The following is a 23684-nucleotide window of genomic DNA, read 5'->3' on the forward strand; positions in this document are numbered from 1 at the left end:
CATAATAAGTGTTATGGAAACACTGGAGCCTCCGGCAGCGAAGCGTTTAGGACGGCCGCTCTCGTTCGATCGTGACAAGGCGCTGCGAGCCGCCTTGTTGCAGTTTTGGCAGACAGGTTACGAGACCACAAGCGTCGCAGAGCTCACCCACGCCATGGGCATTACCGCGCCCAGCCTGTACACCGCCTTCGGAGACAAGCAATCTCTCTTCCTCGAATGCCTGGAGAAATATGCGAACCCAGGACCGAAGACGACTCCTGAGCTAATTGCGGAGGCCCGCTCGGCCCGGGAGGCTGCACAGCAGCTCCTTGAGCTTTCCGCCCGGTGGTTTACGCAAAAGGACGCACCTGCCGGGTGCCTGGTGGCAAGCGCTGCGTCCAGCGGCTCAGTGCATGCCCAGCGGGTACGGACAGCCCTGAAGAAGATTCGCGACGCAAACCGGAAGGCTCTTCAAAGAAGAGCGGAACGGGACATCCGCGAGGGGCACCTGCCTGGAACGGCAAACGCGCACGCTCTCGCGTCCATGACGATGGCTATCGTTCAAGGCATGTCGACTTTGGCGAGGGACGGAGTTGGTCAAAAGGCTCTACTGGACTTGGCACGAACTGCAATGCGTGCGTGGCCAACGGATCAGTCCTCGTAAACGTTAGTACCCTATCAGGGCTGCCCCGCGCACGAAGCTGGACCTGCTGAGCAGATTGTCGGGGCAGTTTTGATAGGGTCGTTTGAAGGAAGCCGGTGGCGTGGCGGATGCGGTGAGTGGCTGTGGGATTTGAATCAGCGATCCCGGCCGTGACGGCGTCTTTTGCTGATCTCTGCGAACTTCTGAAAGCATGGGATGTTGAGACGTGGCCACGGCAAGGATCTGTTCGGTAGCTGAAGCGGGCCGGTTCTGAGGCTGTTTCGATAGGCATGAGCGCGAAGACGCGTTGCGTGCGTGAGCACACCTTGGGTAGACCGGGTTGAGAGCGGGCTTGGTCATGATGGTTCAGGAACTATCGAGCCGGGACTTGATCGGTGCGGTACTCGGCGGCGCAGACAAGAGACTGGAGAAGCGTTCGATCACAAGCATGAGCTCAGAGCAGAGCGGGCACTTGATCTGAGCGGCGGGCGCGGGCTGTGGTGATGCAGCGGCGGCGTTGAGCAGCAAGCGGCAACGCAGCAGCGAAGCGGACCGCTTGCGGTTGGCGAAGAGGCCGAAGTGGCGGATGCGGACCAGCCCCTTCGGCAGGACGTGGATCAGGAAGCGTCTGAGGAACTCATCCGCCGAGACGGTCAACACCTTCTGCTTGCTGGCCTGAGCGTAGTCCTTCCATCGGAAGGAGACTCGATCGTCCTTGAAGCTGACGAGGCGATGGTTGGAGATGGCGACGCGGTGGGTGTAGCGGGCAAGATAGTTGAGAACGTGTTCGGCTCCACCGAAGGGCGGCTTTGCATAGACGACCCAGTCCTTGGTGAAGAGCGCTTGCCTTCGTGAATGTGCAGCACCATGCGTTCGCTGTCGATGTCGGCGACCTTGAGCCGACACAGCTCGGCCCTGCGAACGCCGGTCGCATAGAGCGTCATCACCATCGCACGATGCATCAGGTTGCCGCTTGCGTCGATCAGCCGTGCGACCTCTTCCTGGCTGAGCACTGTCGGTAGACGCCTGGAATGCTTGGGAAACGGGAGCGCATCGGGCAGGTAAGGCCGCCGCAGCGTCTTGACGAACAGGAACCGCAACGCCGCCGTCTGCCCCGCGATGGTCCGCGCCGAAAGCTTGCGGTTGCGAAACAGATGGACCTGGTACTCGCGGACGTGATCGGGTCCAAGCTGTTCGGGTGAACGACGGAAGTGCCGGGCAAACTCCTCGACCGCATGCAGGTAAGACCGCACGGTGTTCGGAGAGTAGTTACGACGCTCGAGTTCGTCGAGCATCAACTGGCGAAGATGGGTCACAGGGGAATCCTCCTTGTGACCCAAACGCTAAACCCAGCCGCCGCCCAGACCGCCACCACTGCAGCATCCGCCGCGCCAGCGGCTTAGTTCAAACGCTCTCCTCGTCACTTGCTACAGGTCACTTCCGCCATTGCGCCTAGGAAGCGACTTCTCAGCACTCCTCCAGTTCCGCACTGCATCACGGTGCCCACCCGCTCGTGTCCTCGGTTCCGCGTCATCAGGCGGATGCAGTGAGAATCCACGGGGAGCAAAGGTTGCATGTAGCAGATCGCTTCACTGTCACTTTGAGCTAGGGATCAATAAACTCGCTCGCCAGCGAGAAGTCATTCATGAAACGTTGCATGGGCTGCAAGGTTCTAGCGAGCGGCTGAGTGAAGTCGTCCCAGTGGATAGGTATGACAAGCTCACGAAATAAGTTCCGCGCGTATACACGGTCGGTGCGCGAAGGTTAGAGTCATGCTTCCAAGCACAGCCTTGACGCCTCAAGTTCAAGATCGATAAAGGAAACGCGGCTCGCTGTTTCAGCTTTCTTGATGAACGCGTCTGCCTCATTTGGCCCTGTCGAACTGCTTTACTGCGGAGGATGCGACTTCTGGGGATCGCAGGACCTGGGAGAGAACTTTAGTTCTCCAAATACGTAAACTGCCTGGCAAGCGTGCTCGTCTTCTGAGGCCAACAATGATCTTGTCTGACTGCCCTGTTCTATTAATCGCCTTCTTTGCTCTTGCGTCGATCTATGCTCCGCGCCGGCTAGCGGCGCAAGGCCTGCAAGAGTCTCATGATGACAGCGCGGCGCGTAGCGCCCAGGTGGCCGATCTGAGGCCACCTGGCGACGCAGTGACCAAGGGCATGGTGTCGCTCCGGAGCGGACACCCCCTGCCTTTTACCGCGCATGCGGGCATTCTGGTGGTTGGCGGGACCGATGCTGAAGACCTGCAAATCTCTGCTCCAGACAAGCTGACAGGAACTGTCAGCCTACCGGATGGCAGCGCAATTGCGGCGATGTCCTATGTAGCCTACTTCGCGGATGACGCCGATCAACGCAGGCGGCCGATCGTCTTTCTCTACGATGGCGGCCCCAGCGTTTCCACCAGGACCATGCTCATGGCCAGTTTCGGTCCCGTCGTGGCAGACCTGCCCGGCCTCCACCATTTTGCGGGAGGTCCTTACAACTTCGAGAACAACGCAGACTCGCTGCTCGACGTGGCAGACCTGGTCTTCGTCGATCCTCCGGGTACCGGGTATGGTCACATTCAGGGTCGCGATGCAGCCCGAAGCTTTTACGGCATCGACGGAGATGCGGCCGCGTTCGACCGCTTCATCCGCCGATTTCTAAGTAAGTACTCCCGCTGGGAGTCGCCGAAGTACCTCTTCGGCCACAGCTACGGCACGGTGCGCAACGCCGTGCTTGCCCGCATGCTGGAGGAGAACGGCGTCGATCTGAATGGCATCATCGCTGACGGCTGCTTCCTGAACCAGGACGACTTTCCAGATGCCGCGTCGGGTATACCGGACACCGACAACCCATACATCCTGCAACTATCCACCTTTGCCGCGACCGCCTGGTTTCATCACAAGGTCGTGGGAGCGAGCGGTGACCTCGAGCCATGGTTGCGCACCGTGGAGCGGTATGCGGCAGGACCATATGCGACCGCCCTGCTGGCCGGAAGCGATCTGTCGCCAGCCGAGGAGCAGACCGTCGCAACGCAGTTAGGGCAGTTCACTGGACTGCCCGCCCAGGTCTGGGTGAGGGCACATCTGCGCCTTCAGGCGGCGGAGTTTGAAACTCTGCTCCTGAACGATCAGGCGTTAATTACCGGACGCCAAGACACGCGGTACACCGCCCCTGCATTGCATCCTCTCTCGACGAAACCCGGGTATGACGCTTCGAGCGTGAAAAGCTCCCTCATCCTTGCTGTAACCCACACGTACATGCACGGTACGCTCAAATTCGGCATGGGGCTGAACTATCAGCCGGACGCCGATGTGCCAGGCCACTGGGATAACTTCCATGCGACCGACGAGACAAAAAGCTGGTTAAGGCGGCTTCAATGTGCTCCCTGATCTCGCAGCCGTAATGACGCGAAATGCTGCGATGCGCGTTCTCGTGATGGGTGGTTACTTTGACCTTGCAACACCATACGATCTCGGCCCTTTCGAAATGAAACACCTTCCCATGGAGGCGCAACTGCAAGGGAACTTCGACTACGCGGTGTTTCCTACCGGACACGAACCCTACCTCGATCCCGACTCCCGGCGGAAGATGCATGATGCGGTCGCCCTGTTCATCAAGAAGACAAGCCAAAGCCACTGAAAGACTCCAAGCCGTCATACACCCGCCGCACTACCACGCGGAAGCCTTATTCCGTTGGAGGAACTACGAGTTTGCAAAAGTCGCGCAGATCTTTGATCAGAAGATTAGGTGCTTCGTAGAACGGAAAGTGTCCTCCACAGGGCATTTCGGTGTACTGCACCACGTTGTGCGACCGTTGCGCAACCTGATGAGGAGGCATCGGGAATACAGGATCGCGAAACGCTGCCAGCCCTGTTGGCACGTTCACCACCTGGCCGGGTGGAAGCGTCGTTATCTTATGCCGCTTTGCCGCGCCATAAATCCATATCGAAGTTGGAAAAGCATCGGTCACAAGGTAGAGCATGACCTCGGTCAGCAACTGATCCAACGTGAACAGCTCAGTGAAGCTGCGCTTTTTTCGATCGGACCACGCATGAAACGCCTCAACGATCCAGGCCGCCAAGCCGACCGGACTGTCCATCATCGCGTAGCCGAGCTTAGCTGGCTTAGTCGCGTGCAGTTGTGAGTAGGCCCCTTCCCGCTGCCAGATCGCATACTCTGTTACCACGAAAGCCCGCTCCTCGTCGCTGGCATCGCTCGGCACCTCACCCGTGAGTTGCTGAGCGCCCGCTTCGCGCAGAACCAATGCGGTGGAGTGAATGCCCATGACACGGTCGGGAAGGTGAAAGCCCAGTAGGCTGGTAATGTGGGCTCCCCAGTCGCCGCCGTGCACGAAGTAGCGGTCGTACCCAAGCCTCGCCATCAGCTTGTCGAAGAGAAAGGCGATAGCGAGCGGGTCCATGGGTTCATGGGGACGGCCCGAGAAATCGTATCCCGGATAGGATGGAATGACGACGCTGAAAGCGTCTTCGGCACGTGCTTCATGTCGCTCAGGATGAGCGAGTTGATTGACGATGCCGTCGTACGACTGAAACGAGTAGGGCCAGCCATGCGCAATGAGAAGGGGGACCGGGTTTGGACCCGACCCTCGTTCATGAATGAAGTGGATGTCAACCCCGTCGATACGAGTGATGAATTGGGGTAACGCGTTCATGGCGCGCTCCTGCCGGCGCCAATCGTAGTCGTTAAGCCAGTAGGCGCAGAGCTCACGCATGAAAGCTATAGGTGGACCATACCGCCAGTCGCCCGCGTCGGCGGGCTCACTCCAGGCGTCCCAGCGAAACGCACGAACGCGATCTCGGATGACGTCGAGTCTAGCCGTGGCGATGTCGATTCTGTACGGGAGAACGCTGGACACTATAGGGGTTCCTGATCTTGTCATGCCGATCCTGGAACTATCATTCCTGAACGGTTCTATGTTGATAGTCTCGCAAAGCGGATGCGCAAGATCTGCGTGAAGTGCTTGAGGTCGTCACGCTATCTACCCTAACTCCAGGACCGCTGCCGCGAACGCATCGGGATCTTCCTGCGGGAGATTGTGACCTACGTGATCGAGCGTCGTGAGTCGGCGGAGTGCCGTAAAGTGCGGCTTGATCTCTTCCGGAGCGACCGGTCGGTCTACGCCATCGTCTGCGCCTTGGAGAATGATAGTTGGTACAGTAATCTTCGGCTTCGCCGAAAGCTGCTGCTCCATCGCCTCCAAATGCGGGTCGCCGGGCACTGCACCAATCCTGTACCGATACGAGTGCAGGACTATTTCCGCGAAATCTGCATTGTCGAAGGAAGCCGCCGTCTGGGCATATGTCACGTCGTTGAACGCCCACGTAGGCGAGAAGTCTTGCCACAGGTAACGGCAAAAACCGGCACGGTCTTCCCTGAGCGCCGCCTGACCTCGCTCGGAGTTGAGATAAAACCAATACCAGCGCCAGCGTTCCTTTTCTGGTCTGTCAGCTTTCAGCGCTTCGCTGGAGTTTTGTAGGTTATACCCGGTGCCGCAACTCAAGAGTCCGTTGACCCTCTCTGGCCACAGCGCGGCTACCACGCAGGCGGCTCGACCGCCCCAATCATAGCCCGCAACTGTCGCCCGTTGGATCGAGAGCGCATCCAGCAGCGAAAGGAGGTCAGAGCCAAGTGCCGCTTGCTGACCCACACGCGGCGTCCCACGATGCAGGAAGTGCGTTGGACCAAATCCGCGAAGGTAAGGAACAATCACACGCCGGCCTGCCGCACTCAAGCTACGCGCGACTAGATCATAAGTACGAACGTCATACGGAAATCCATGCAGCAGCACCACCGGCGAACCGTCAGCGGGACCTGATTCTAAGTATCCAACCTGCAGAACGCCTGCATTGACTCGCTTCACCGTTCCTCCTGTCTCTCTGTCTGCGTCGGGTTCCGCTCTGAGGACCTGCCCAATCCCGGTGCAAGCCGTGACAATTGTTCCCGCCGTCAGACATACAAAGCTACGTCGGCTCTTAGGCAACTGCTCTGCGATTCGTCGATTCATGCTTAGAACTCAGTCTTGATTATCAACGTCCGAAAAGTCTGAACGAGAGAGGTTATCCGGATTCGAACCGAGGTTAGAAAGCAGCAGCGGTAAGGTTGGGGTCTGCATGTGCCTTCGAAGCACCGATGCGAGGAGCACTCCTGCATTTTTTGGTTTCCTGCCTTCTTCCGGTCAATTGCGATCTCCGAAGGTGCTTTAAACTGGGCCGGCTAAGAAAGGACATGTGCGGCTTGGGTGTTGTCGTCCGACCTGAGCTCCTTCGCGCGATTCTGCTCTTAGCAGCCAGCCGGAAGATGTCGTGGCAACCAATGGAAGATTTGTGGCAGTGCACTCGTGGCTCCAACACATACAAGCGTCTTACTAGCTATCACGTCCACGTGGCGCCGGCTGTGCGGTGACAATTACTCTCCTAAAGCAACGCATGAAAGTACATTGTGGCTAGCGTTACGCTTCGTCGGGTTTTCCGAACAATCCCTCGAAAGGCGCCTCCTTCACACGCGGATCCCGGTCTGTACCAATGATCTCTTCCACGAAGTCCGAGAAAACCTTGATCTTAGGCGCCAATGCAGCCGGACCGAAGTATAGAGCCGAGACTAACGCAGGTTTCGGATGCCACTGAGGCAATATCTGAACGAACCGCGCACAAATTGCTGGTTGTCTCACCATATAGAGCGGTAGAATAGCAATCCCGAGACCCCTTAGAACCAGATCGCACATCACGACTGGATCGCAAGTAGTAACCCGGAATGTCGGGGCTATTTCGGTGACTTGAGACGAAACGTTCGTCAATTGCCACGTCTCTGCACCGATGCAAGCATGTGCGAGCAGTTCGTGGGGATCCTCCGGCTTTCCAACACACTGAACATACTCTTTACTCGCGAACAAACCTCGCAGGGTACAGGGGAACTTTCGCATGCGCCTCACCGAATTTCTCGGCGGCACGATCTTGAAAAATACGTCCACGTCATTTTTGGGCTCTCGTTCAAAGTCATCTGTGTACGTCTCGATCGCAATACGGATTTCTGGGAACTTGCGCAAGAACTCGGGGAGTATCTGGACTAGCAGGCCGTTAGCCAAAGCGATGGGACTGCAGACCCTGATGAGACCGCGGGGATTGACGCGCCGTTCCTGTAACCTTTCGCTTCCAATCCTGATCGTCCGAAGGGCATGATTACAGCTGACAAGAAACTCCGCGCCCGCATCCGTGAGTGAAACGCCCTGTGGACTTCTCCTCAGGAGAAGCACCTCCAAATGCTTTTCCAATCTGGTTGTTGCACGTGCGACAGTCGATGTCGGAATGCGTAGCTCTCTGCCGGCGGCGCTAAACGTCCCCTTGCGCGCTACGACCGTGAACACCCGCACATCATTAAGGTCCAGCATTACAGCCTTCACTCGTCGGTTTAGGCTTAATCCGTTGTTCGCGGTGAATAAATCCTCGCTACACGGGCCATGAATACCGTATTGCAGAACGTCATCCCTCGACAAGAGTATGGCTTATCCTAGTACCGGAGGTATCTGGCAATGGACGACGACGCCCGGAAGGCCGAGTTGGCGAGATTTCTTCGTACACGACGGTCGATGATCCAGCCGGAAACAGTAGGTTTGGCAGGAGGACCGCGGCGAAGAACCCCGGGATTGAGGCGAGAGGAAGTTGCCGCCTTGGCTCAAGTTGGGCTGGCTTGGTATACATGGCTTGAACAAAGCCGGGATATTCAGGTCTCCAAGGAGGTCATAGAGCGCATAGCGAAGGCGTTGCGTCTATCGCACTCCGATACTGCTTATTTTCGGTCTCTAGCCGGTAAAGAGATCGCGAAGACTGAACAAGGTGGAAGCGAGGAACTCCGAGACGTACAGCGTTTGCTCGATGGCTTCACTGCAGGACCAGCGATGCTCTGGAACGAACGCTTCGACTGTCTGGCCTTCAATCACTTGGCCGACGTGATCTACGACTGGTCTGAGTCGCCATCACCGTTCGGACGAAATCTAGCTTGGAGGAATTTCATGGACCCCGCGAGACGCGGCTTTTATGACGAACGTACCCTGCGTAGCGGTGTGGGTTTGCTGCGGGTGCGATATGCCAAACATATCGGTGAGCCGGGATTTGAGTCGTTGGTCGCCACTTTGCTCGAAAGCAGTACTACTTTTCGACGTTTCTGGAATGAGCAACAGACAGCATCGCTTGACCCTTTGTCGTTCGACATTGCACACCCCAAATTCGGGACTCTCCGAATACGCTCAATCCGGGCACTCTACCCTGCGCTGCCGGAAAGCACGCTGGCTTTTGTCACACCTGATAACAAAGCAACCGAGGACGTATTTAGGAAGATCGACAGTTTCGGTCGGCGCAGGCGCGACTGACCCAATTCAAGTGTCCGATGCTCATCCGCTCACCTGGGAGGCGATCTGCTTGCCAGGCTCGTTGCCGGGTGCCGGAACAGCAAACGTGTTCAGCAGGGAGCACACGATCTCATAACACCCTGCAAGGAAAACCATATCGACGAGACCTCGAGTTCCGAACGCCTCCTTGGCTCGATCAAATAGTTCCTGTGTGACGGTTCGCTCCAGCGCAAGTTGTTTTGTAAACTGCTGCGCCAGTTGTTCTTCTTTCGGCAGACCTGTTGCAACCTCACCCTTCGCAAGCTCCTCAATGGTACGCTCCGGGAGCCCCACGGTTCGCGCGACAGCAGCATGAGCATACAACTCGTATGGCGCCTTCCAGACAGATCCAACAGTGAGGATCACAATTTGACGCACTCGCTCAGTCAAGCTTGTCATGTTCTGTTCTGCATTCTGGAACGATAGAAAAGCACCTCCGAGTTCCGGGCTTTCTAAAACAGTGTTGAAAGGTCCGATGAGCCGGCCGTCCTCTACCTTCGCCACAAAACCGGAGGCGTCGGCCCAAGGAACAGCAGTTTCGTCGATCACCTTGTAGAGGCTTTGCTGGCTGGCGGACAGCCCACTTGGTTCTGACAACGCAATGCGGCCACCGAGATCGTCATTCGTCTTAGACACGCGCTCTCCTTACTGATCGATACCGACAGCGTTCGATGGTACGTCGAAGGCCATCAGAGTTAGAGACACCATCGTGAACCAACCCATGAGAACCGTAACATCGACAATGCCGGCGTCGCCCAGGAGATCCTTGCATCGCTTATACAGCCCTGTTGGAACGACGCGATGATTAGCAAGCGCTAGAGCGAGTTCACAAATTGACTGCTCTCGCGGATCCGAAAACGATGTCGGCAGGCCTGCAATTAGAGCCTCGACGCTCTTTGGTTCAAGGTGGCCTTGCTTCTCGCCTATTTGTTCATGTTCATAGTTGCCGTATGCCGCCCGCCACTGACCATTGATGATGTTCGTCACGATCTCGATCTCAGCCTTAGTGAGAGTGGACTCCTTCTGGTAGTAATAGCCAGTTGGAACGATCGTCTTGGACAATGCCGGGTTTGCCAGCCAAATCTTATGAGGACCGGGCACTACACCGCGAAGCTTCATCGTGAAGTCGTAGGCATCTTTCATCTCCGGCGACATCTCACCGACCGGCGTCTCCTGAAAACGGCCGAAGGTACCAAAATCGCTAATTTCTGCCATGTATCCTCCGGTGGTTGCAGCGAGAGCGCGGATGAGGTAAATTTTTACCTCATCCGCGCCCAAACCGCCCTCTGCGTGTGAGCAAACACAGAGAATAGATGCGTTCGCGACGCCTATACCCGTTGACACAGGGGAAAACGGAGTTGCGCCTATGCTACAGTGACCGCAAAGCAGCACCACTTCTCGTCGCATCTCATCCCCGAAGCCTTCGCATTCGCTACACGGAGACGCGAGAATGCCGTCAACAAATATACGTCAAGCCAAGCTCTCAACAGTCGCCCTCTTTCCGCCCAAGTACTTTTTGGAGAATCTTGCGGTGCGCGAGGACAATTCAATTCTGGTAACCGTGGCAAACCATCATGAATTATGGTTTGTCCCATCGGCTATTAGAGGGCAAACAGTCGTACCATTGTTGTTGTTTACATTTGCTGAAGTGGCGTGCGGTATCACGGAAGTCGAGCCGGACGTTTTCTATGTTGCCACAGGAAACTTCTACACATCGCACGAGGCGTATCTTCATCGGTTGGATCTGCGCAACTGGCGCGTTGGTACGTCAATCCATCCGGAGATGGTGCTGCAACTCCCCCCTCTAGCCCGGGGATTGAATGGTAGCTGTCTGATCGCGCCTGGTGTGTTACTGATAGCAGATTCGTTCGCGAGCCTAATCTGGCGCATCGACCTGCCCCAGGAAGGGGGCACCCCCAAGGCTCGTGTTTGGACGAAACATGAAAGCATGGGCTATTACCCCGGCCAACTGAAACCCGAACAGCCAGGCGTCAATGGCGTACGTTTCGCGAAGAAGACCAATTATCTTTACTACACCGCGACTGCCAAGAAGCTGTTCATGCGTATACCCGTTGATCCGGAGACGCACGATCCGGCAGGAGAGCCCGAACTTGTGGTCGCCGGTAGGATGGGAGATGATTTCTGCATCGACGAGGATGCTGGATTCGTATACCTGACAACCCACCGCCAAAACACGATCGACCGCGTCTCGATGAATCCTGCCGAGAACAGCGGATTGACGGAGAGCGTAGCAGGGGATCCCTTCAACGAAGAACTCATTGGACCATCCAGCGGTGCCTGGAGCCGAATGCCAGGAGAGTATGGGAAGGTAGCCTTCTTCCTCTCCGATGGCGGCACGGCATCGCCTCCTCCCGACGGGATCGTGCGACCAGCTAAGCTTCTGCGTGTTGAGTTTTAGTACGTTTCTGAAGTCCTCAATACGTGAGGTATTCTTCGGACGGAAGGGCTCTGGTGCTAGCACGCACTGCCGGCCGGACAGACGCCTCCGGCCGTCATCGCTAGCATTTCCGGGGTGTTGGAAGGGGCTGCGCGATCGTGGTGCTGCTAGGCTCTGTTGCAAGGCAACGGTCGACCGTGCCCCTCGCCGCGGGCACGATGAAGCGTTCGACTCGATCCGCCTTGCCGTAGAATCTGCACTCCCCTTTGAAACTGACCACAAATTCAGATTATGAGGCTGACGTGGAACAAGCGAAGGCACCCCAATGGATCATTCACTTAGTCGACGAGATTGATTCTGTCCGGTTCGGCGAGGCCTTCCAGAGGTTCGCCCCAGATAGGGAACTATTGTTCGGAAGTCACCGCTCTGATGGGCAGAGGGAGATACAGGAGTAGTTCCGTCGAATGCATATTCCTATGGAGACAAAGCATCAGATTAGCGAAGTCTGGGCAGGCAGTCATCGAACTTATGTCCTCGGTGAAGTCAAGATGATTAAGAAGACGGAACCCCGCGAACTATCTGTCGAACCATTTCAGTGGATGTTCTATGAGGACGAGGGCGGTGGCGGACTATTGCGGAGATGGCTGGTCACGGCAGGACCGGTATGAACTAGCGGAGGCAGGGAGACACACATCTGTCCAGGGAAGGCGCTGCCGGGAGCTTCCTTGACGGCCCGGTGAAGGTCTGCGCACTTCAATCTATCGCACCGCAGGAAACAGCCATTTGTAAGCCAATGAAGTATTGCCGATCCTGGCGAGAACTGGAGGAGGGCCATGGAGATTGTTGCGACTCAATTTGGAGACCCCGATGTGCTCAAAGCTGTCAACACCGAGCCGCGAACGCCCCTGAAAGGAGAGGTTGCGATCCGACTTCGCGCGATCGGTGTGAACCATCGAGACTACAAGATCTACGCAGACCCTTCGTATACAAGATCGCGTGGTCAGAATCTGCCAACTTTTCCTTTGCGCCTTGGAGTGGAGGCAGCGGGCGTGGTGACTGCAGTGGGTCCAGAGGCAGTCGGACCAGCAGGGCCGATCATAGCCGGAGACGAGGTGATCGCGTATCGCATCGACGGAGCTTATGCGGAAGAAATCGTTGTATCAGCATCGCAGGTGGTCCCCAAGCCGGACCAGCTTTCGTGGGAACAAGCGGCGACCATGATGCTGGATGGGACGACAGCTGTGCACGCGCTTGCCGCGGTTCGTATACGGAGAGGCGAAACTGTGTTACTCCACGCGGCCGCGGGCGGCGTGGGGCTTGCGGCAGTGCAGCTTGCGGTGATGGGTGGGATTCGTGTGATCGGTACAGCTTCCGAGAAAGATTTCGAGATGCTCCGCCGATACGACGTCGAACCCGTGGAATACGGACCGGGGCTTCTTAATCGTGTCAACGCAGTTGTTCCTGGTGGCGTGGATGCCGCGCTTGATTTCGTTGGATCCGATGAGGCCCTTGATGTATCCCTGGAATTGGTCAGGGATCGCTCTCGCATCGCAACGATTGTGGCATTCGATCGGGCCAAAGACATCGGCATTCAGGCCATAGGCGGCGCGGCCGGAGAGGATCCGTCCGGCTTGGAAGTTCGCAAGTATGCTCGACTCCGCCTCACCGCGCTGGTTGATGCGGGAGCTTATGACGTGATCGTAGGGCGCGTCTACCCACTTTCTCGGGCTGCGGATGCACATTGGCTGCTATCCAAGGGCGGCTCCGGTGGGCGGATTGCTTTGGTTCCGTAGCTCGAGCTTCCCTGAGCGGCCGGCGTCTAGGACACTGGTCGCAGTGTTAATCGATGAAGATACTTGAGGTCAACGATGCAGTCACCGAAAAAAATCGAAGCTAAAACAAACCTCCCGATCGCTGAACACATAGTAATTCTCTGAGGAGGCTTTGCCGGTTGGTACGCCGCGCGGGAGCTCGCCCTTCGTCTGGCTCGCGAACACCAGATCACGCTGATTGATCGTGTAGATCATATGTTGTACACGCCGATGTTGACGGAGGTCGCTGGGGGGACACTCAGACCCGCTGATATTGCTGTTCCAGCAAAAGAGCTCCCCAAGCGAGTCGTCTTCGTGAGGGGTGAAGTCCTTTCGGTTGACGTGGCCTCCAAGCAGATAACGCTTACAGACGGAAGCGTCATGCAGGCAACGCAGCTAGTTTTCGCGTTGGGAGCTACCACGAACTATGATCACGTTCCCGGTGCATCCGAAAACAGTCTCGCGCTGAAGTCCCTCGACGACGCACAACGAGTTGTTGCGAGAATAAACGAGGTTGTTACGCTCGCCGCGAAGTGCACTGATGCAGAGGAGCGACGCAAGCTGCTGACCATTCTCGTCGCCGGTGGAGGCTACACGGGCGTGGAAACGATGGCGGCGGTCGTCGAGCATTTTCGTCGCAAAGGGAGGGCTGTACACATTGATCCCGACGAGATGAGTTTTATGCTCATCGAACCGACAGAACGGCTTATGCGCGAAACCAGCGCTACTCTAGCCGCGTACAGTCAGAAGGAACTCGAGCGAGATGGCGTCCGGGTAATGTTGAACACAGGGGTGAGTAGCGTTAATGGGAGAGCCGTGCAGCTCACCGACGGCTCGCGCTACGAAACTGGCCTACTGATTTGGGACGCGGGGATAACACCGAATCAGCTTCTGGAGAAGTTAGACCTTTCAAAAGGAAAACACCACGGAGTGCTTACAGACCAATGTCTTCGGTGCAGAACCGGCCAGGAGTTTGGGCCGTAGGAGATTGTGCGGAGATTCCAAAGGCGAATGGGAAGGAAACCTACGCTCCAACAGCCCAGAACGCTACGCGAGAGGGTACGTGGCTGGCTCGGAATGTGAATGCGGTGCTTCGAGGACGCGTTCCGAGACCCTTTCGCTACAAGATGCTCGGACAGCTGGCATTGCTGTCTCATCGGCGCGCAATCGCTGATCTGCTGGGTTTGAAGATAGAGGGTTTCATCGCATGGGCTATTTGGTGGGCCATCTACACTCTCAAGCTGCCTTAATGGAATGGCCGTATCGGAGTACTTAAGAGTTTTTTTGCAAGCAATCGTCTCTTTGAGTTGGGTTCTATCTCGGAACAACGGCCGTTTTCAAAGAGTCACAAGCGGAGCCGAGTGTAAGTTCAAGTGGAATAGGCTTAGCAGCCGAGCTTTACAGTGCGGGTATAAACAATTTAGGAACAACGGCGAGTGGTCAACATGACAAGGGCGTTAGGCGTGGGCATTATCGGGGCAAGTGCAACACGCGGTTGGGCAAAGATCTCTCATGTTCCCGCCATACAGGGGCTTGCTGGATTGGAAGTGGTTGCCGTAGCTTCGGGCACCCAATCGAAAGCGGAAGAAGCCGCAAGGGCTTTCGGTGCGAAGACCGGCTATGCGGATGCTGAGGACCTGATCAAAGATCCCGCCGTGGACATCGTGACAATTGCGGTCAAGGTGCCCGATCACCGTGAGCTCGTGTTAGCGGCGCTGGAAGCGAGCAAGCACATCTACTGTGAGTGGCCTCTCGGCCGAAGTCTTGCCGAAGCAGAGGAACTAGCTGCTGCAGCAAAGGCGACAAAGGTTCACGTCCTTACCGGTTTACAGACTCGTCTGAATCCGGTCATGCTCCGTGCTCGCGACCTGGTCTCGACGGGTACTATCGGTCGGCCGCTCGCGGCTCGCATCTTCTCGAGCACGATAGCCTTTGGGCCCAAGGTGGAGACGGCGATGAGCTTTGCCGAAGATCCGGCGAACGGCGCCACTCTGGTGACGATTCAGGGAGCACATACGCTGGACTTTCGGATCGCCGTGCTAGGTCCGCTGACGGACTTGAGTGCCTTAGCGACGACGCAATTTCGCCAGACCACCGTCGGCGACTCGGCGACACAGAAGACAAGGTTGACACATGACCACCTGCTTGTTCAGGCTCGCGTCGGTGCAGCTATTCCTTTGTCAGTGGAAGTAGCTGGAGGACGACCAATCGATTCGGTTGCCTTCCGGATGGAAATAGATGGGGAGATGGGAACGCTCCACATAGATGGGGGTGCACCGCGCGGCTTCCAGTCGGGAAAACTAATCGTTAGTTGGTGTGGCGAGCTCCAACACGTCGATGAAGGCGAGGGTGCTGCAATGCCGGCGGAAGCCGCGAACGTCGCACTTATGTATGCAGCACTGCGGAACGACTTTCTCTCAGGCACAGCCACTGTTCCCGACTTCGAACACGCAGTCCGATTGACCAAGCTGCTTAGTGACTTGACGGCATCCTCGCGAACCGGTTGCAGGAAACTGTCCGCGGATTGGCCGACCTAAGGAGCGTAGACGCATCTTTCATCTCGAATGGAAGCGAATGCCTTGGCTTGGTCCTCCCAACTCTTGGAGAAATATGCTTTGCCTCCGGTGGCTCTGCTCATACGTTCGAAAACAGCGGTAGACTCCGGCTCCTTCGCCGCCTCTTGGGTGCTGATCATGTAAATGACGGTTACGGTGGACTGTGCCAGCTCAGCTACGTCTTCTGGAGGAACGACGCTTGCGTTGTCGGGGCCATTGGAGAAGACTACGATTACCTTTCAGCCGGTGACACACGCGGCGTCCTTCACGGTCAATAAAAGGCAGTTGTAGAGAGCGGCATCGTCTCCAGCTACTGTACTTCGTACACCTTGGAGCACGCGCCCCCGATCGGGGGTAAGCAAGGCCGCACGGAAGAGATTACGGCTGTAGGAGTAAAAGGCAACCTTATTCGCCTCCTGGAGGGAGCGAACAAAACCGGCGATGGCATCCTGCGCATAAACAAAGCCGCGATACATGTAATTGCTCGTGTCAAAGAGCACAAATACACTCGCGTCTTTGAAAGGGGAGGCAGCCACTTCAAGGACCCCGCTGGAGGTAGTTCGTTTGGCCTCATTAGGCACGGAACTGGTGATCGGAGATGGCGTCGTCGATGCCTGACGAGTCTCATTGCCGTCTTCAAAGATGGCGATCTACTGCGGAATCTTATCCTCTATTATGGAGAATTCCTGCGGCGTAGGCCAATCACATAATTCCCGTCGCGATCGGTGACCGCCACGTTGAGCTGCACCAGATTGACACGCACGTGGATACGGGACTCGTCTTCTTGGCCGGAGTTCCCGCCACACCAATGAAGAATGAGCTGGCAGTGAGATAAGATAGCTTTTCATGAAATAAACCCTCCCGCGGTCGCGTCTTCATGCCGCTCAAACGCCTGGACGACTTGCCGCAGCTTAGGCAAACATGCACGGGCACAAGCTTTTTCTTCGATCCTCCTAGATCTCGGGTCGACATTTGCCCTCCAGTAAAGTAAATGGTTTGGCCACAAACAAGGGGTGGCTAATTAGCACCCACGGACCCTGACTGTATCTATCTGCAGGCACAGAGAACAAATTGGCATCAGTTTAAACACCACAACTGGTGACGTCCTGAACCAGCCTCATAGCCATAGACCTCTTCCCGTGCCGCGCATGATTGAACGCAACGATGTTAGGTGATCGACCTGCCCCCTTCGGGGGCGTGAATTCCGAAGGTGGCGTACATCTCTTCTCGTTCCATTCAGAACCGCTCATCAAGGCACCAGCTTGAAAAGCCGATCGGCATTGCTGTGCATGATCTTCTCCAAGTCTGAGCTTGTCACAGGCAACGTCCGAATGAACCGCGTTGCTCCTTCCAACGGCACGAATGGATAATCGAGTGAAGCAAGAATCCTGTCTGGGCCGAAAGTTTTCAGAACAGTCTCAAACATTGCTGGATACGCGAAGCCGCTAATCGTGACGTGCACCTGCTGCAACAGCATTTCGCGCACTGTTCTGGCGGTTCCTTCGGCGAGCCTACGCGTCAGGATCTGATCAAAGCGGGTAAGCATCTCCGCCAGTCCCTCTCCTAGATGACCGATCACAAGCTGAAGCTTTGGATGGCGATCCAAGGATCCGGAAAGAGCCATGCGCAGGACGTGGATCGCGGTGTCAGAGTGCCATCCCCAACCCGCGATAGATAAAAAGAACCCCAAGGGTTCTGGGAGGTGACTGAAGTAAGCGTCTCGCGCGGCCTTCGGAGGTATGCCAGGGTGCAGGTAAAGCGGCACTTCGAGTGCCTCGGCACGAGCGAGCAACGGCGCGTAAATAGGATCGTCAAGGAAGCGCCCCTCGGTTGCGCCACGAACCATGGCTCCTTTGAAGCCAAGTTGTCTGATGCAACGCTCAAGCTCGTCTGCGGACGCTTCCGGTGAGTTGAGAGGGAGGTGAGCAAGTCCTGCGTACCTGTCTGGATGCGTGGCAACGATAGATGCTAGACGATCGTTCACCTGTTTAGCCCATGTGACACCGGCTTCACCGTGAATGAGATCGGCCCCCGGCCCATCCCACGATAGAACCTGAACCGTAATTCCAAATTGGTCCATTGTTGCGATGCGTTTGTCACCGACTTCCAACAGTTCCTCGAGGAAGCTAAGAACTCCATAGGGTTGATCACGTGACCAGTAACCCCTCTCTTTAGCGGTCCCCGGATCGATCTCGTGCACGCATTCAGAGATCGTGAAGTGCTCTTCGAGTGTGACCAGACGCATGGGTTTATACTCCGACATCGCATAAGACTTCTTACTTTGTGGGATGCCAGGGTGCAGCGAAGCATTCGTCAGGAAGTCGGCGCGCTGGTGCAAATCTGTTTTGCGCTTTCCTCTGCAATGATCCGCAAAACCTTGAAGGTACCTTGTGCCGTACGCGCCGCCGTCCTAGTATTCACGCTTCGAGGATGAGCGTAGGTGAAGGCGGTACTTACAGGTATGCTGAAAATAAAGCTAGATCCAATTTCTTCTGCTAAGACTTCTATGGGAAACCTCGGCGCCAATTTGCTGCCGCCGTAGGGACCATGATCGAGCGTAGGGAAAACGGTTGTGCTCGACCCGACGAAGATGATGCTCCATCGCCAGCTAAATGCTTGGCGGCCTTTTGGATAGGTAAAGAAAGCACATCTTTCTTGGTGTCAAAGCCATCCTGCACGATGGTGCCGCTACAGTATCCGAAATAACTTCGCTTGCTCGAGACAAGACGGGTGATGATTGCGGATGAATTGAATGTGGGGACCACAGCCGCTAAGGTGGATACGAGAACCTGACTCTATTCATCCGCGAATAGGGGAGTATCTTTGGAATGTCCCCCTCGATGGGATTTGGTCACCCAAGATAGACTGCTTTTAGTGATCTTTTTGCGGAAGAAAAACTATTCGTAAAAAGTGCTCGACCGGCAGGTCCTCGCGGTCGCCACGACTATCAAACATCTTCGCGGAAGAATCGTAGGAGTTCATCAGTGAGACGCCCTGGTTGCTCCTCGGGCACGTAATGGCCGCAGCCCTCGATCATAACGGCTCGCATATTCTTTGCCAACGGGCGAATCTCGCCTTCCAGATCCGCACCGAAGCTTGCAGTACCGCCCACGGTGAGTACCGGCATCGAGAGTTTCGTGCTGGCGTATTCGCGATTGTGCTCGGCGTCCATTCTGTGAGCTCGGAAATAGGCGATGCCTGCGCGCAGTGCTCCGGGTGCCGCAAGCCGATCCGCATAGCCATCCAGCACGTCATCTTCAAGAGCGGCTGTGTTGTAGGCCTGCTGTCGCATGAAGTGTCGGACAAACATCTTCTCGCGGCCGGTAATCAGGGCTTCAGCCAGGCCATTTGGCGCTTCAAACAGCGGGAGGTGGTACATGCGGGGATACTTATCGGCGTCATACAGTTTCTCGAGGCCCAAGCCGGGAAGCGCTGCTTCTATCAACACCAGTCGCCTTACCTCGGCGGGATACACCGAAGCGTAGGCGTAACCGACCATCATGCCGACATCGTGACTGACGAGGTTGATCGGACCCAGCCCGAGTTGTCGAACGAGCTGGTAAACATCTTCGGCGACTGTGCGCTTGTCGTAGCCGGTGTCCGGTCGGTCGGAGTCCCCAAAGCCGCGGAGGTCGGGCGCTAGGACGGTGTAATGCGCCGCCAATGCGGGCATGACCTTGCGCCAGGCACGCGAGGTCTCTGGAAAGCCGTGCAGGAGAACGACGGGCTCGCCTGATCCGGCGATGCGATAGTAGATCCGAATGCCGTTTACCTCGGCTCTGCCGAAGGTGGCGTTAGAAGGATCCGAGTCGACATTTGCCATAAGGATTTCCTCGGCCGCCAGTACATGGGGCTCGTTTGTTGTTGTTGAATTAGTCACACAGGCCGAGCCGCGTGATCAGAGTTTTACCATCAATCTAGCCCATCTTTACGCAATCAGCTATTACCCCCAGCCAAACCCCAACCATGGCTGGCGTTCAATCACCGTCAAACTGAACGGCAAAGACATGCGGAAGTATCACATTCGCACCAGGGACGGCTATCGCCTGCAACAGATAAAGTCAGACGAGGAAGACGTGGCCCATACTCTCACATCAAACACCACCAATTAAGGAACTCGTTAGTCTTCTGTCAGCGCATTGCAAAATGGATTGACAGCGTTGTCATTTGACACTACCATGATTTCATGGCTGTCTTTTCGAAGCTGGTTATTTCACTAACCTCCCAAGAAGGGAGTCTCTTGGCTCCCTTCTTTTTTAAAATGATGGCGCGAATCGCGCAGTGTAAAAACTCAGATCTCACAGGTGCTCTCGGCGTTTGGGAATTGTCGACGTGTAATTGCCGAAAGATCATTCCCTTTTCTAGGGGCCCCGACAACGCCAGCGTCGTTCCTCCCTATAATGCAACTGAGCTGATCCACCGGAACCGTCACCACATGATCAGCACACGAAATCAGAGGCAGAAAAAGAACCGAGCTCCACCGCCATCTTCGGACGCAGGAGTGACGCTACTGGCGGCAATGCCTATTTCTCCAGAAGCTGAAAGGGCGAAGCTAAGGAATTGTTTTCTATTCGTAGTGACTTGGCCTAATCTCTATGCCGTCAGCTATTATCCCAATCTCGGCTGGCCAACGATCACGCTCAAATGCTCGGCCGCGACCTGCCGAAATAGGACATTCACACGCCCGACGGCTATCACCTCGAGCAGATAAGAGCAGTCAAGCAAAGACCTTGCCCAGGCGCTTGTCGATGAGGAATCCCGGGGGCGATATGAAGTCACAAAAAAAATGGAGATTGCGAGTTCGCGAACCCAGCAGCCGAGCTCAATTCGGTTAAGGCATCACTGTCAAGAGTATCCTCAGAAAGCATCATACTTACGTTTCCGAACAGTATTACTTGCATGTTGACGATCCCCCAAAACAGTCCAGTTTTCGGGGATTTTGCGATGTGAGCTTGGGCGGTGATGGTCCATCCCTTTCTCACAAGGACTCCGTCCAATTGAGGGATTCAAATTAATAAGCACCTAATAACGGCTACCTTCGTTGGTTCACAAGGTGGGTTTGTCTTCGGGTATGACCTCGGAGCACTGTCCTCTTCAACCCAGAGTCTCAGAGGTCATTTTGGCCTTTCTTCTGCCGCTTTTGGATTGACCATTTCGATTTCCTTATGGGGTACCATCTTCGGGTCGCTGCTCGGGGGGTGGGCTGCAGATAGGGTAAGACCACGACACTTGATTGCATGGTGCGCTATCCTCTACGCGATCACCACGTTTGGAATCAGTCTGCCGGTGTGCGACAAGTGGATTTTTCTTCTCGTTATGAGATTCCTCTGCGGAACGGCCATAGGGGGTTTTACAGTTGCTTGCCCACTCTATCTTTCTGAAGTGGCTCCAATTGGTCAGCGCGGTCGAGTTGTCAGCATGTTCCAGCTTCAGGTTGGGGCGGGAGTTTTGATCGCTTTTTGCATCGGGTCAGCGGTCGCACACTTGGTTGCTGTCGATATGGCGTGGAGTGTGCCTTGGACTGGGATCGTTGCCCGCTATACTTCTGCTCTTCCTGCTGCGTTTGAAGACACTAGAACCAATCAATGTTCCCATTCGGGACATCCAAACCGAAGTTCAACGTGTCCCTTGTTTGGGAGACGCCGTCAGACCCTCAACACGAGCAAGGTTATTTCAGCGGAGAAACATACGTCCCATCCTGCTGGCAACGAGTATCGCGATCTTTAATCAGCTCTCTGGTGTCAATATCCTCTTGCTGTATATGCTGGATATTCTTGCTAGTGCGGGAATCGGTTTGTCCTTGGAGCATACGTATTCAGTGCTGATTTCCTGCCTCAGTCTGGTAACAACCACGCTTGGTATGGCCTTCGTTGATAAATTGGGTCGCAAGCCGCTCTTGTTCATAGGAGCAGCTGGAATGGCCTTATGCCTCATCGGCTTGGGTTTTGCCATCCCGCGACATTTCGCGGCGTTGTGGTATCTGTCTATCTTTGCTCTATACAACGCCTTCTTTGCGTTTTCACAAGGAACTGTGGTGTGGGTATATCTCAGTGAGTTATTTCCGCCAGGAGTGCGCGGTGCAGGCCAAGGATACGGCTCTTCGGTGCATTGGATTGCTAACGCTCTTCTCGTTCTGGTCTACCCAATTATGCAGCATGCCTCATCGGTGCGAACCTTCTACCTATTCTCGTTGATGATGGCCCTTCAGATCGGGGTGATATGGCTGTGGTATCCGGAGACGAGGGGCACTGTTTTAGGTGCTGGAGTTTCTGTTCGAGGTAGGGAGGGGAGCGGATAGGTGCTGCCACTCGTGGCCAGCGATCAGATGATGATGCTGGCTTGAAACCGAGACTCTTCTTTTGTGCGTCAGACGGAGCAGGTCTAAGACCGAGTTATGTCGATGTATTTGTATGAGTTCCAAGAGCGTCCGGGATGGAGGTCGACTAGTGGTGTCCGCGCGGGACAGTCTCCTGATCTGCAGAAGGCCCAGTTCCAGAACGCACGATGGATTTTTCATGCATTTGACTTGAATCGGCATGGCGAGATGGAATTGCCGTGACTTTTCGTATCGAAGGCGCCTGCTTTTATTCAAGCCACATCGCGTGCTCGGAATCGATCGCGCAATGAGCCTTCGCACATAAAGAAGTTTGCGGCTTGGTAGGTTGATATGTAACTCTCAGGAGTTTTGACTTGATTTTGGAACGTTACGCGATAGGAGTGGATCTCGGCGGGACTAACCTTCGCATTGCCACTTATAAAGAGGACTCTTCTCCAAATGGAATGATTGCGGACAGCATCGGACTGCCTACTCGGGTGAAAGACGGACCGGATGCGGTCGCCGACGACATGAGCGGGGCAATCCGGAAGCTCTTAAGCAAGCATGGTCATGGAGGCTTTGCCGGTTTGGGCATCGGCACTCCCGGGCCGCTGGATCTGCCGGATGGCGTTTTGCGCAATCCTCCAAACTTGCCTGGCTTCGACGGGTACAATTTACGCCGAGCAGTCGAGCTTCGGGTTGGTGTTCCGGCGATCATCGAGTCCGATGCGAACCTAGCGGCGCTGGCCGAATTTCGTCTGGGTTCCGGAAAGACCTATGGGGCGCAATCGCTCTGCATGCTGACCTTGGGCACGGGCGTCGGGAATGGAATTATCCTTGATGGTAAGGTGTGGAACGGCCACAACGGGATGGGCGGAGAGGCAGGGCACAATACCGTGGATCCTGAAGGGGAACCTTGCCCATGCGGAAGTCGGGGCTGTCTGGAACTCTACGCGTCAGCAACGGGATTGAAGCGCATGGCCAAAGATTCGCGCGGCTCCCACGCGAATGACTCGGACGAATCAGCAATTCTGACGGCGCGGCACATCGCCGAGAGTGCAACCGCAGGAGACCATGCGGCACTCGCCGTCTTCGCCCGTGTCGGCACGGCTTTGGGAATCGGTGTTGGAGCATTGGTGAACACTTTGAACCTGCCGCTCTATGTGATCGGCGGCGGAATGTCGGCGTCCTGGGATCTGTTTGCTCTGCAGATGATGGAGGAGTTGCGCATGCGCAGCTATGTCTACCGTATGAACGCGCCGACTGAGGAAGAATCGCGCGTACGCTCTCCCCGAAAAACGCATGTGGTGCGCGCCGAACTGGGCTCGGATGCAGGTATCCTTGGGGCCTGCTTGTTGCCGTTGATGCAGGGTCGTTCTGGATGAAAGGCCGGACTTGACGATGAATCGATGCTCTGTTCGAAGATAAGGCGGTTGACAGGTTGGACCGCCGCGGTCCAATTTTGATATGGCAGTGATCGCGAGCGCGATGCAAGAACTGACTTAGGTCTACTCGCAGACTCCGTCGCAACTCTCGGCCGGGCGACCGGCACTTCGAGGGGGCCGTTATATAACTGCTTTAGCTGAGCAG

The 23684-nt window shown here is 55.9% G+C and carries 18 protein-coding genes and 4 pseudogenes; 12 read left to right on the forward strand and 10 right to left on the reverse strand.

The window, feature by feature from the left end:
- Window positions 1–13: 13 nt before the first annotated feature.
- Window positions 14–643, forward strand: a complete 630-nt coding sequence (locus ACPOL_RS12605) for a TetR/AcrR family transcriptional regulator (RefSeq protein WP_114207378.1) — start codon at window positions 14–16, stop codon at window positions 641–643.
- Between the two features lie 345 nt (window positions 644–988).
- Here ACPOL_RS12605 and ACPOL_RS34715 read toward each other — a convergent pair.
- Window positions 989–1462, reverse strand: a pseudogene (locus ACPOL_RS34715) (IS91 family transposase); the annotation flags it as partial.
- 47 nt (window positions 1463–1509) lie between these two features.
- Window positions 1510–1917, reverse strand: a pseudogene (locus ACPOL_RS34720) (tyrosine-type recombinase/integrase); the annotation flags it as partial.
- A gap of 699 nt (window positions 1918–2616) precedes the next feature.
- On the opposite strand from ACPOL_RS34720, the gene ACPOL_RS12620 reads away from it, so the two are divergent.
- Together ACPOL_RS12620 and ACPOL_RS12625 are read left to right on the forward strand one after the other, a co-directional pair.
- Window positions 2617–4002, forward strand: coding sequence for a S10 family serine carboxypeptidase-like protein (locus ACPOL_RS12620; RefSeq protein ID WP_114207381.1), 1386 nt, complete (start codon window positions 2617–2619; stop codon window positions 4000–4002).
- 13 nt (window positions 4003–4015) lie between these two features.
- Complete coding sequence (locus ACPOL_RS12625; RefSeq protein WP_150132982.1) at window positions 4016–4252, forward strand: hypothetical protein; 237 nt, start codon at window positions 4016–4018, stop codon at window positions 4250–4252.
- Window positions 4253–4298: 46 nt separating this feature from the next.
- Here ACPOL_RS12625 and ACPOL_RS12630 read toward each other — a convergent pair whose 3' ends face one another.
- The 3 genes from ACPOL_RS12630 to ACPOL_RS36190 form a co-directional block, all read right to left on the reverse strand.
- Window positions 4299–5489 carry an epoxide hydrolase family protein gene (locus ACPOL_RS12630; RefSeq protein WP_161557323.1) on the reverse strand — a complete coding sequence of 397 codons (1191 nt, stop codon included), beginning with the start codon at window positions 5487–5489 and terminating at the stop codon, window positions 4299–4301.
- Window positions 5490–5612: 123 nt separating this feature from the next.
- Entirely contained in the window at window positions 5613–6494 is an 882-nt protein-coding gene (locus tag ACPOL_RS12635; RefSeq protein WP_114207384.1) for an alpha/beta fold hydrolase, read from the reverse strand.
- A gap of 588 nt (window positions 6495–7082) precedes the next feature.
- Complete coding sequence (locus ACPOL_RS36190; protein ID WP_114207385.1) at window positions 7083–8018, reverse strand: LysR family transcriptional regulator; 936 nt, start codon at window positions 8016–8018, stop codon at window positions 7083–7085.
- A gap of 141 nt (window positions 8019–8159) precedes the next feature.
- On the opposite strand from ACPOL_RS36190, the gene ACPOL_RS12645 reads away from it, so the two are divergent.
- Window positions 8160–8996 carry a helix-turn-helix transcriptional regulator gene (locus tag ACPOL_RS12645; RefSeq protein WP_114207386.1) on the forward strand — a complete coding sequence of 279 codons (837 nt, stop codon included), beginning with the start codon at window positions 8160–8162 and terminating at the stop codon, window positions 8994–8996.
- Window positions 8997–9017: 21 nt separating this feature from the next.
- Here the strand turns inward: ACPOL_RS12645 and ACPOL_RS12650 are convergent, their stop codons facing one another.
- Window positions 9018–9650, reverse strand: a complete 633-nt coding sequence (locus ACPOL_RS12650) for a carboxymuconolactone decarboxylase family protein (RefSeq protein WP_114207387.1) — start codon at window positions 9648–9650, stop codon at window positions 9018–9020.
- 9 nt (window positions 9651–9659) lie between these two features.
- Complete coding sequence (locus ACPOL_RS12655; protein WP_114210803.1) at window positions 9660–10229, reverse strand: carboxymuconolactone decarboxylase family protein; 570 nt, start codon at window positions 10227–10229, stop codon at window positions 9660–9662.
- A gap of 235 nt (window positions 10230–10464) precedes the next feature.
- On the opposite strand from ACPOL_RS12655, the gene ACPOL_RS12660 reads away from it, so the two are divergent.
- From ACPOL_RS12660 to ACPOL_RS12685, 5 genes and pseudogenes are all read left to right on the forward strand, one after another.
- Window positions 10465–11433, forward strand: a complete 969-nt coding sequence (locus tag ACPOL_RS12660; RefSeq protein ID WP_114207388.1) for an SMP-30/gluconolactonase/LRE family protein — start codon at window positions 10465–10467, stop codon at window positions 11431–11433.
- 443 nt (window positions 11434–11876) lie between these two features.
- The gene (locus tag ACPOL_RS12665; protein WP_150132983.1) at window positions 11877–12080 is read left to right on the forward strand and encodes a hypothetical protein; all 204 of its coding nucleotides are present in this window, start codon (window positions 11877–11879) and stop codon (window positions 12078–12080) included.
- Window positions 12081–12245: 165 nt separating this feature from the next.
- Complete coding sequence (locus ACPOL_RS12670) at window positions 12246–13205, forward strand: NADP-dependent oxidoreductase (protein WP_114207390.1); 960 nt, start codon at window positions 12246–12248, stop codon at window positions 13203–13205.
- A 156-nt stretch (window positions 13206–13361) separates the two neighbouring features.
- Window positions 13362–14207, forward strand: a pseudogene (locus tag ACPOL_RS12675) (NAD(P)/FAD-dependent oxidoreductase); the annotation flags it as partial.
- A 461-nt stretch (window positions 14208–14668) separates the two neighbouring features.
- Complete coding sequence (locus ACPOL_RS12685; RefSeq protein ID WP_150132984.1) at window positions 14669–15760, forward strand: Gfo/Idh/MocA family protein; 1092 nt, start codon at window positions 14669–14671, stop codon at window positions 15758–15760.
- A gap of 257 nt (window positions 15761–16017) precedes the next feature.
- Here ACPOL_RS12685 and ACPOL_RS12690 read toward each other — a convergent pair whose 3' ends face one another.
- From ACPOL_RS12690 to ACPOL_RS12700, 3 genes are all read right to left on the reverse strand, one after another.
- Window positions 16018–16359: a hypothetical protein gene (locus ACPOL_RS12690; protein WP_236657439.1), complete on the reverse strand. Its 342-nt coding sequence runs from the start codon at window positions 16357–16359 to the stop codon at window positions 16018–16020.
- A gap of 668 nt (window positions 16360–17027) precedes the next feature.
- On the reverse strand, window positions 17028–18041 hold the full coding sequence (locus ACPOL_RS12695) for an amidohydrolase family protein (protein WP_150132985.1): 1014 nt from the start codon (window positions 18039–18041) through the stop codon (window positions 17028–17030).
- Window positions 18042–18725: 684 nt separating this feature from the next.
- The gene (locus ACPOL_RS12700) at window positions 18726–19601 is read right to left on the reverse strand and encodes an alpha/beta fold hydrolase (RefSeq protein WP_114207396.1); all 876 of its coding nucleotides are present in this window, start codon (window positions 19599–19601) and stop codon (window positions 18726–18728) included.
- A gap of 1202 nt (window positions 19602–20803) precedes the next feature.
- Between ACPOL_RS12700 and ACPOL_RS36195 the strand changes: the two are divergent.
- The 3 genes and pseudogenes from ACPOL_RS36195 to ACPOL_RS12725 all read left to right on the forward strand — a co-directional run.
- A pseudogene (locus ACPOL_RS36195) lies at window positions 20804–21283 on the forward strand (MFS transporter); the annotation flags it as partial.
- Window positions 21284–21287: 4 nt separating this feature from the next.
- Complete coding sequence (locus ACPOL_RS35720; protein WP_338026790.1) at window positions 21288–22076, forward strand: MFS transporter; 789 nt, start codon at window positions 21288–21290, stop codon at window positions 22074–22076.
- Between the two features lie 392 nt (window positions 22077–22468).
- Window positions 22469–23479 carry an ROK family protein gene (locus ACPOL_RS12725; RefSeq protein WP_236657440.1) on the forward strand — a complete coding sequence of 337 codons (1011 nt, stop codon included), beginning with the start codon at window positions 22469–22471 and terminating at the stop codon, window positions 23477–23479.
- Window positions 23480–23684: the final 205 nt, after the last annotated feature.

The sequence above is a fragment of the Acidisarcina polymorpha genome (assembly GCF_003330725.1).
GTDB lineage: Bacteria > Acidobacteriota > Terriglobia > Terriglobales > Acidobacteriaceae > Acidisarcina > Acidisarcina polymorpha.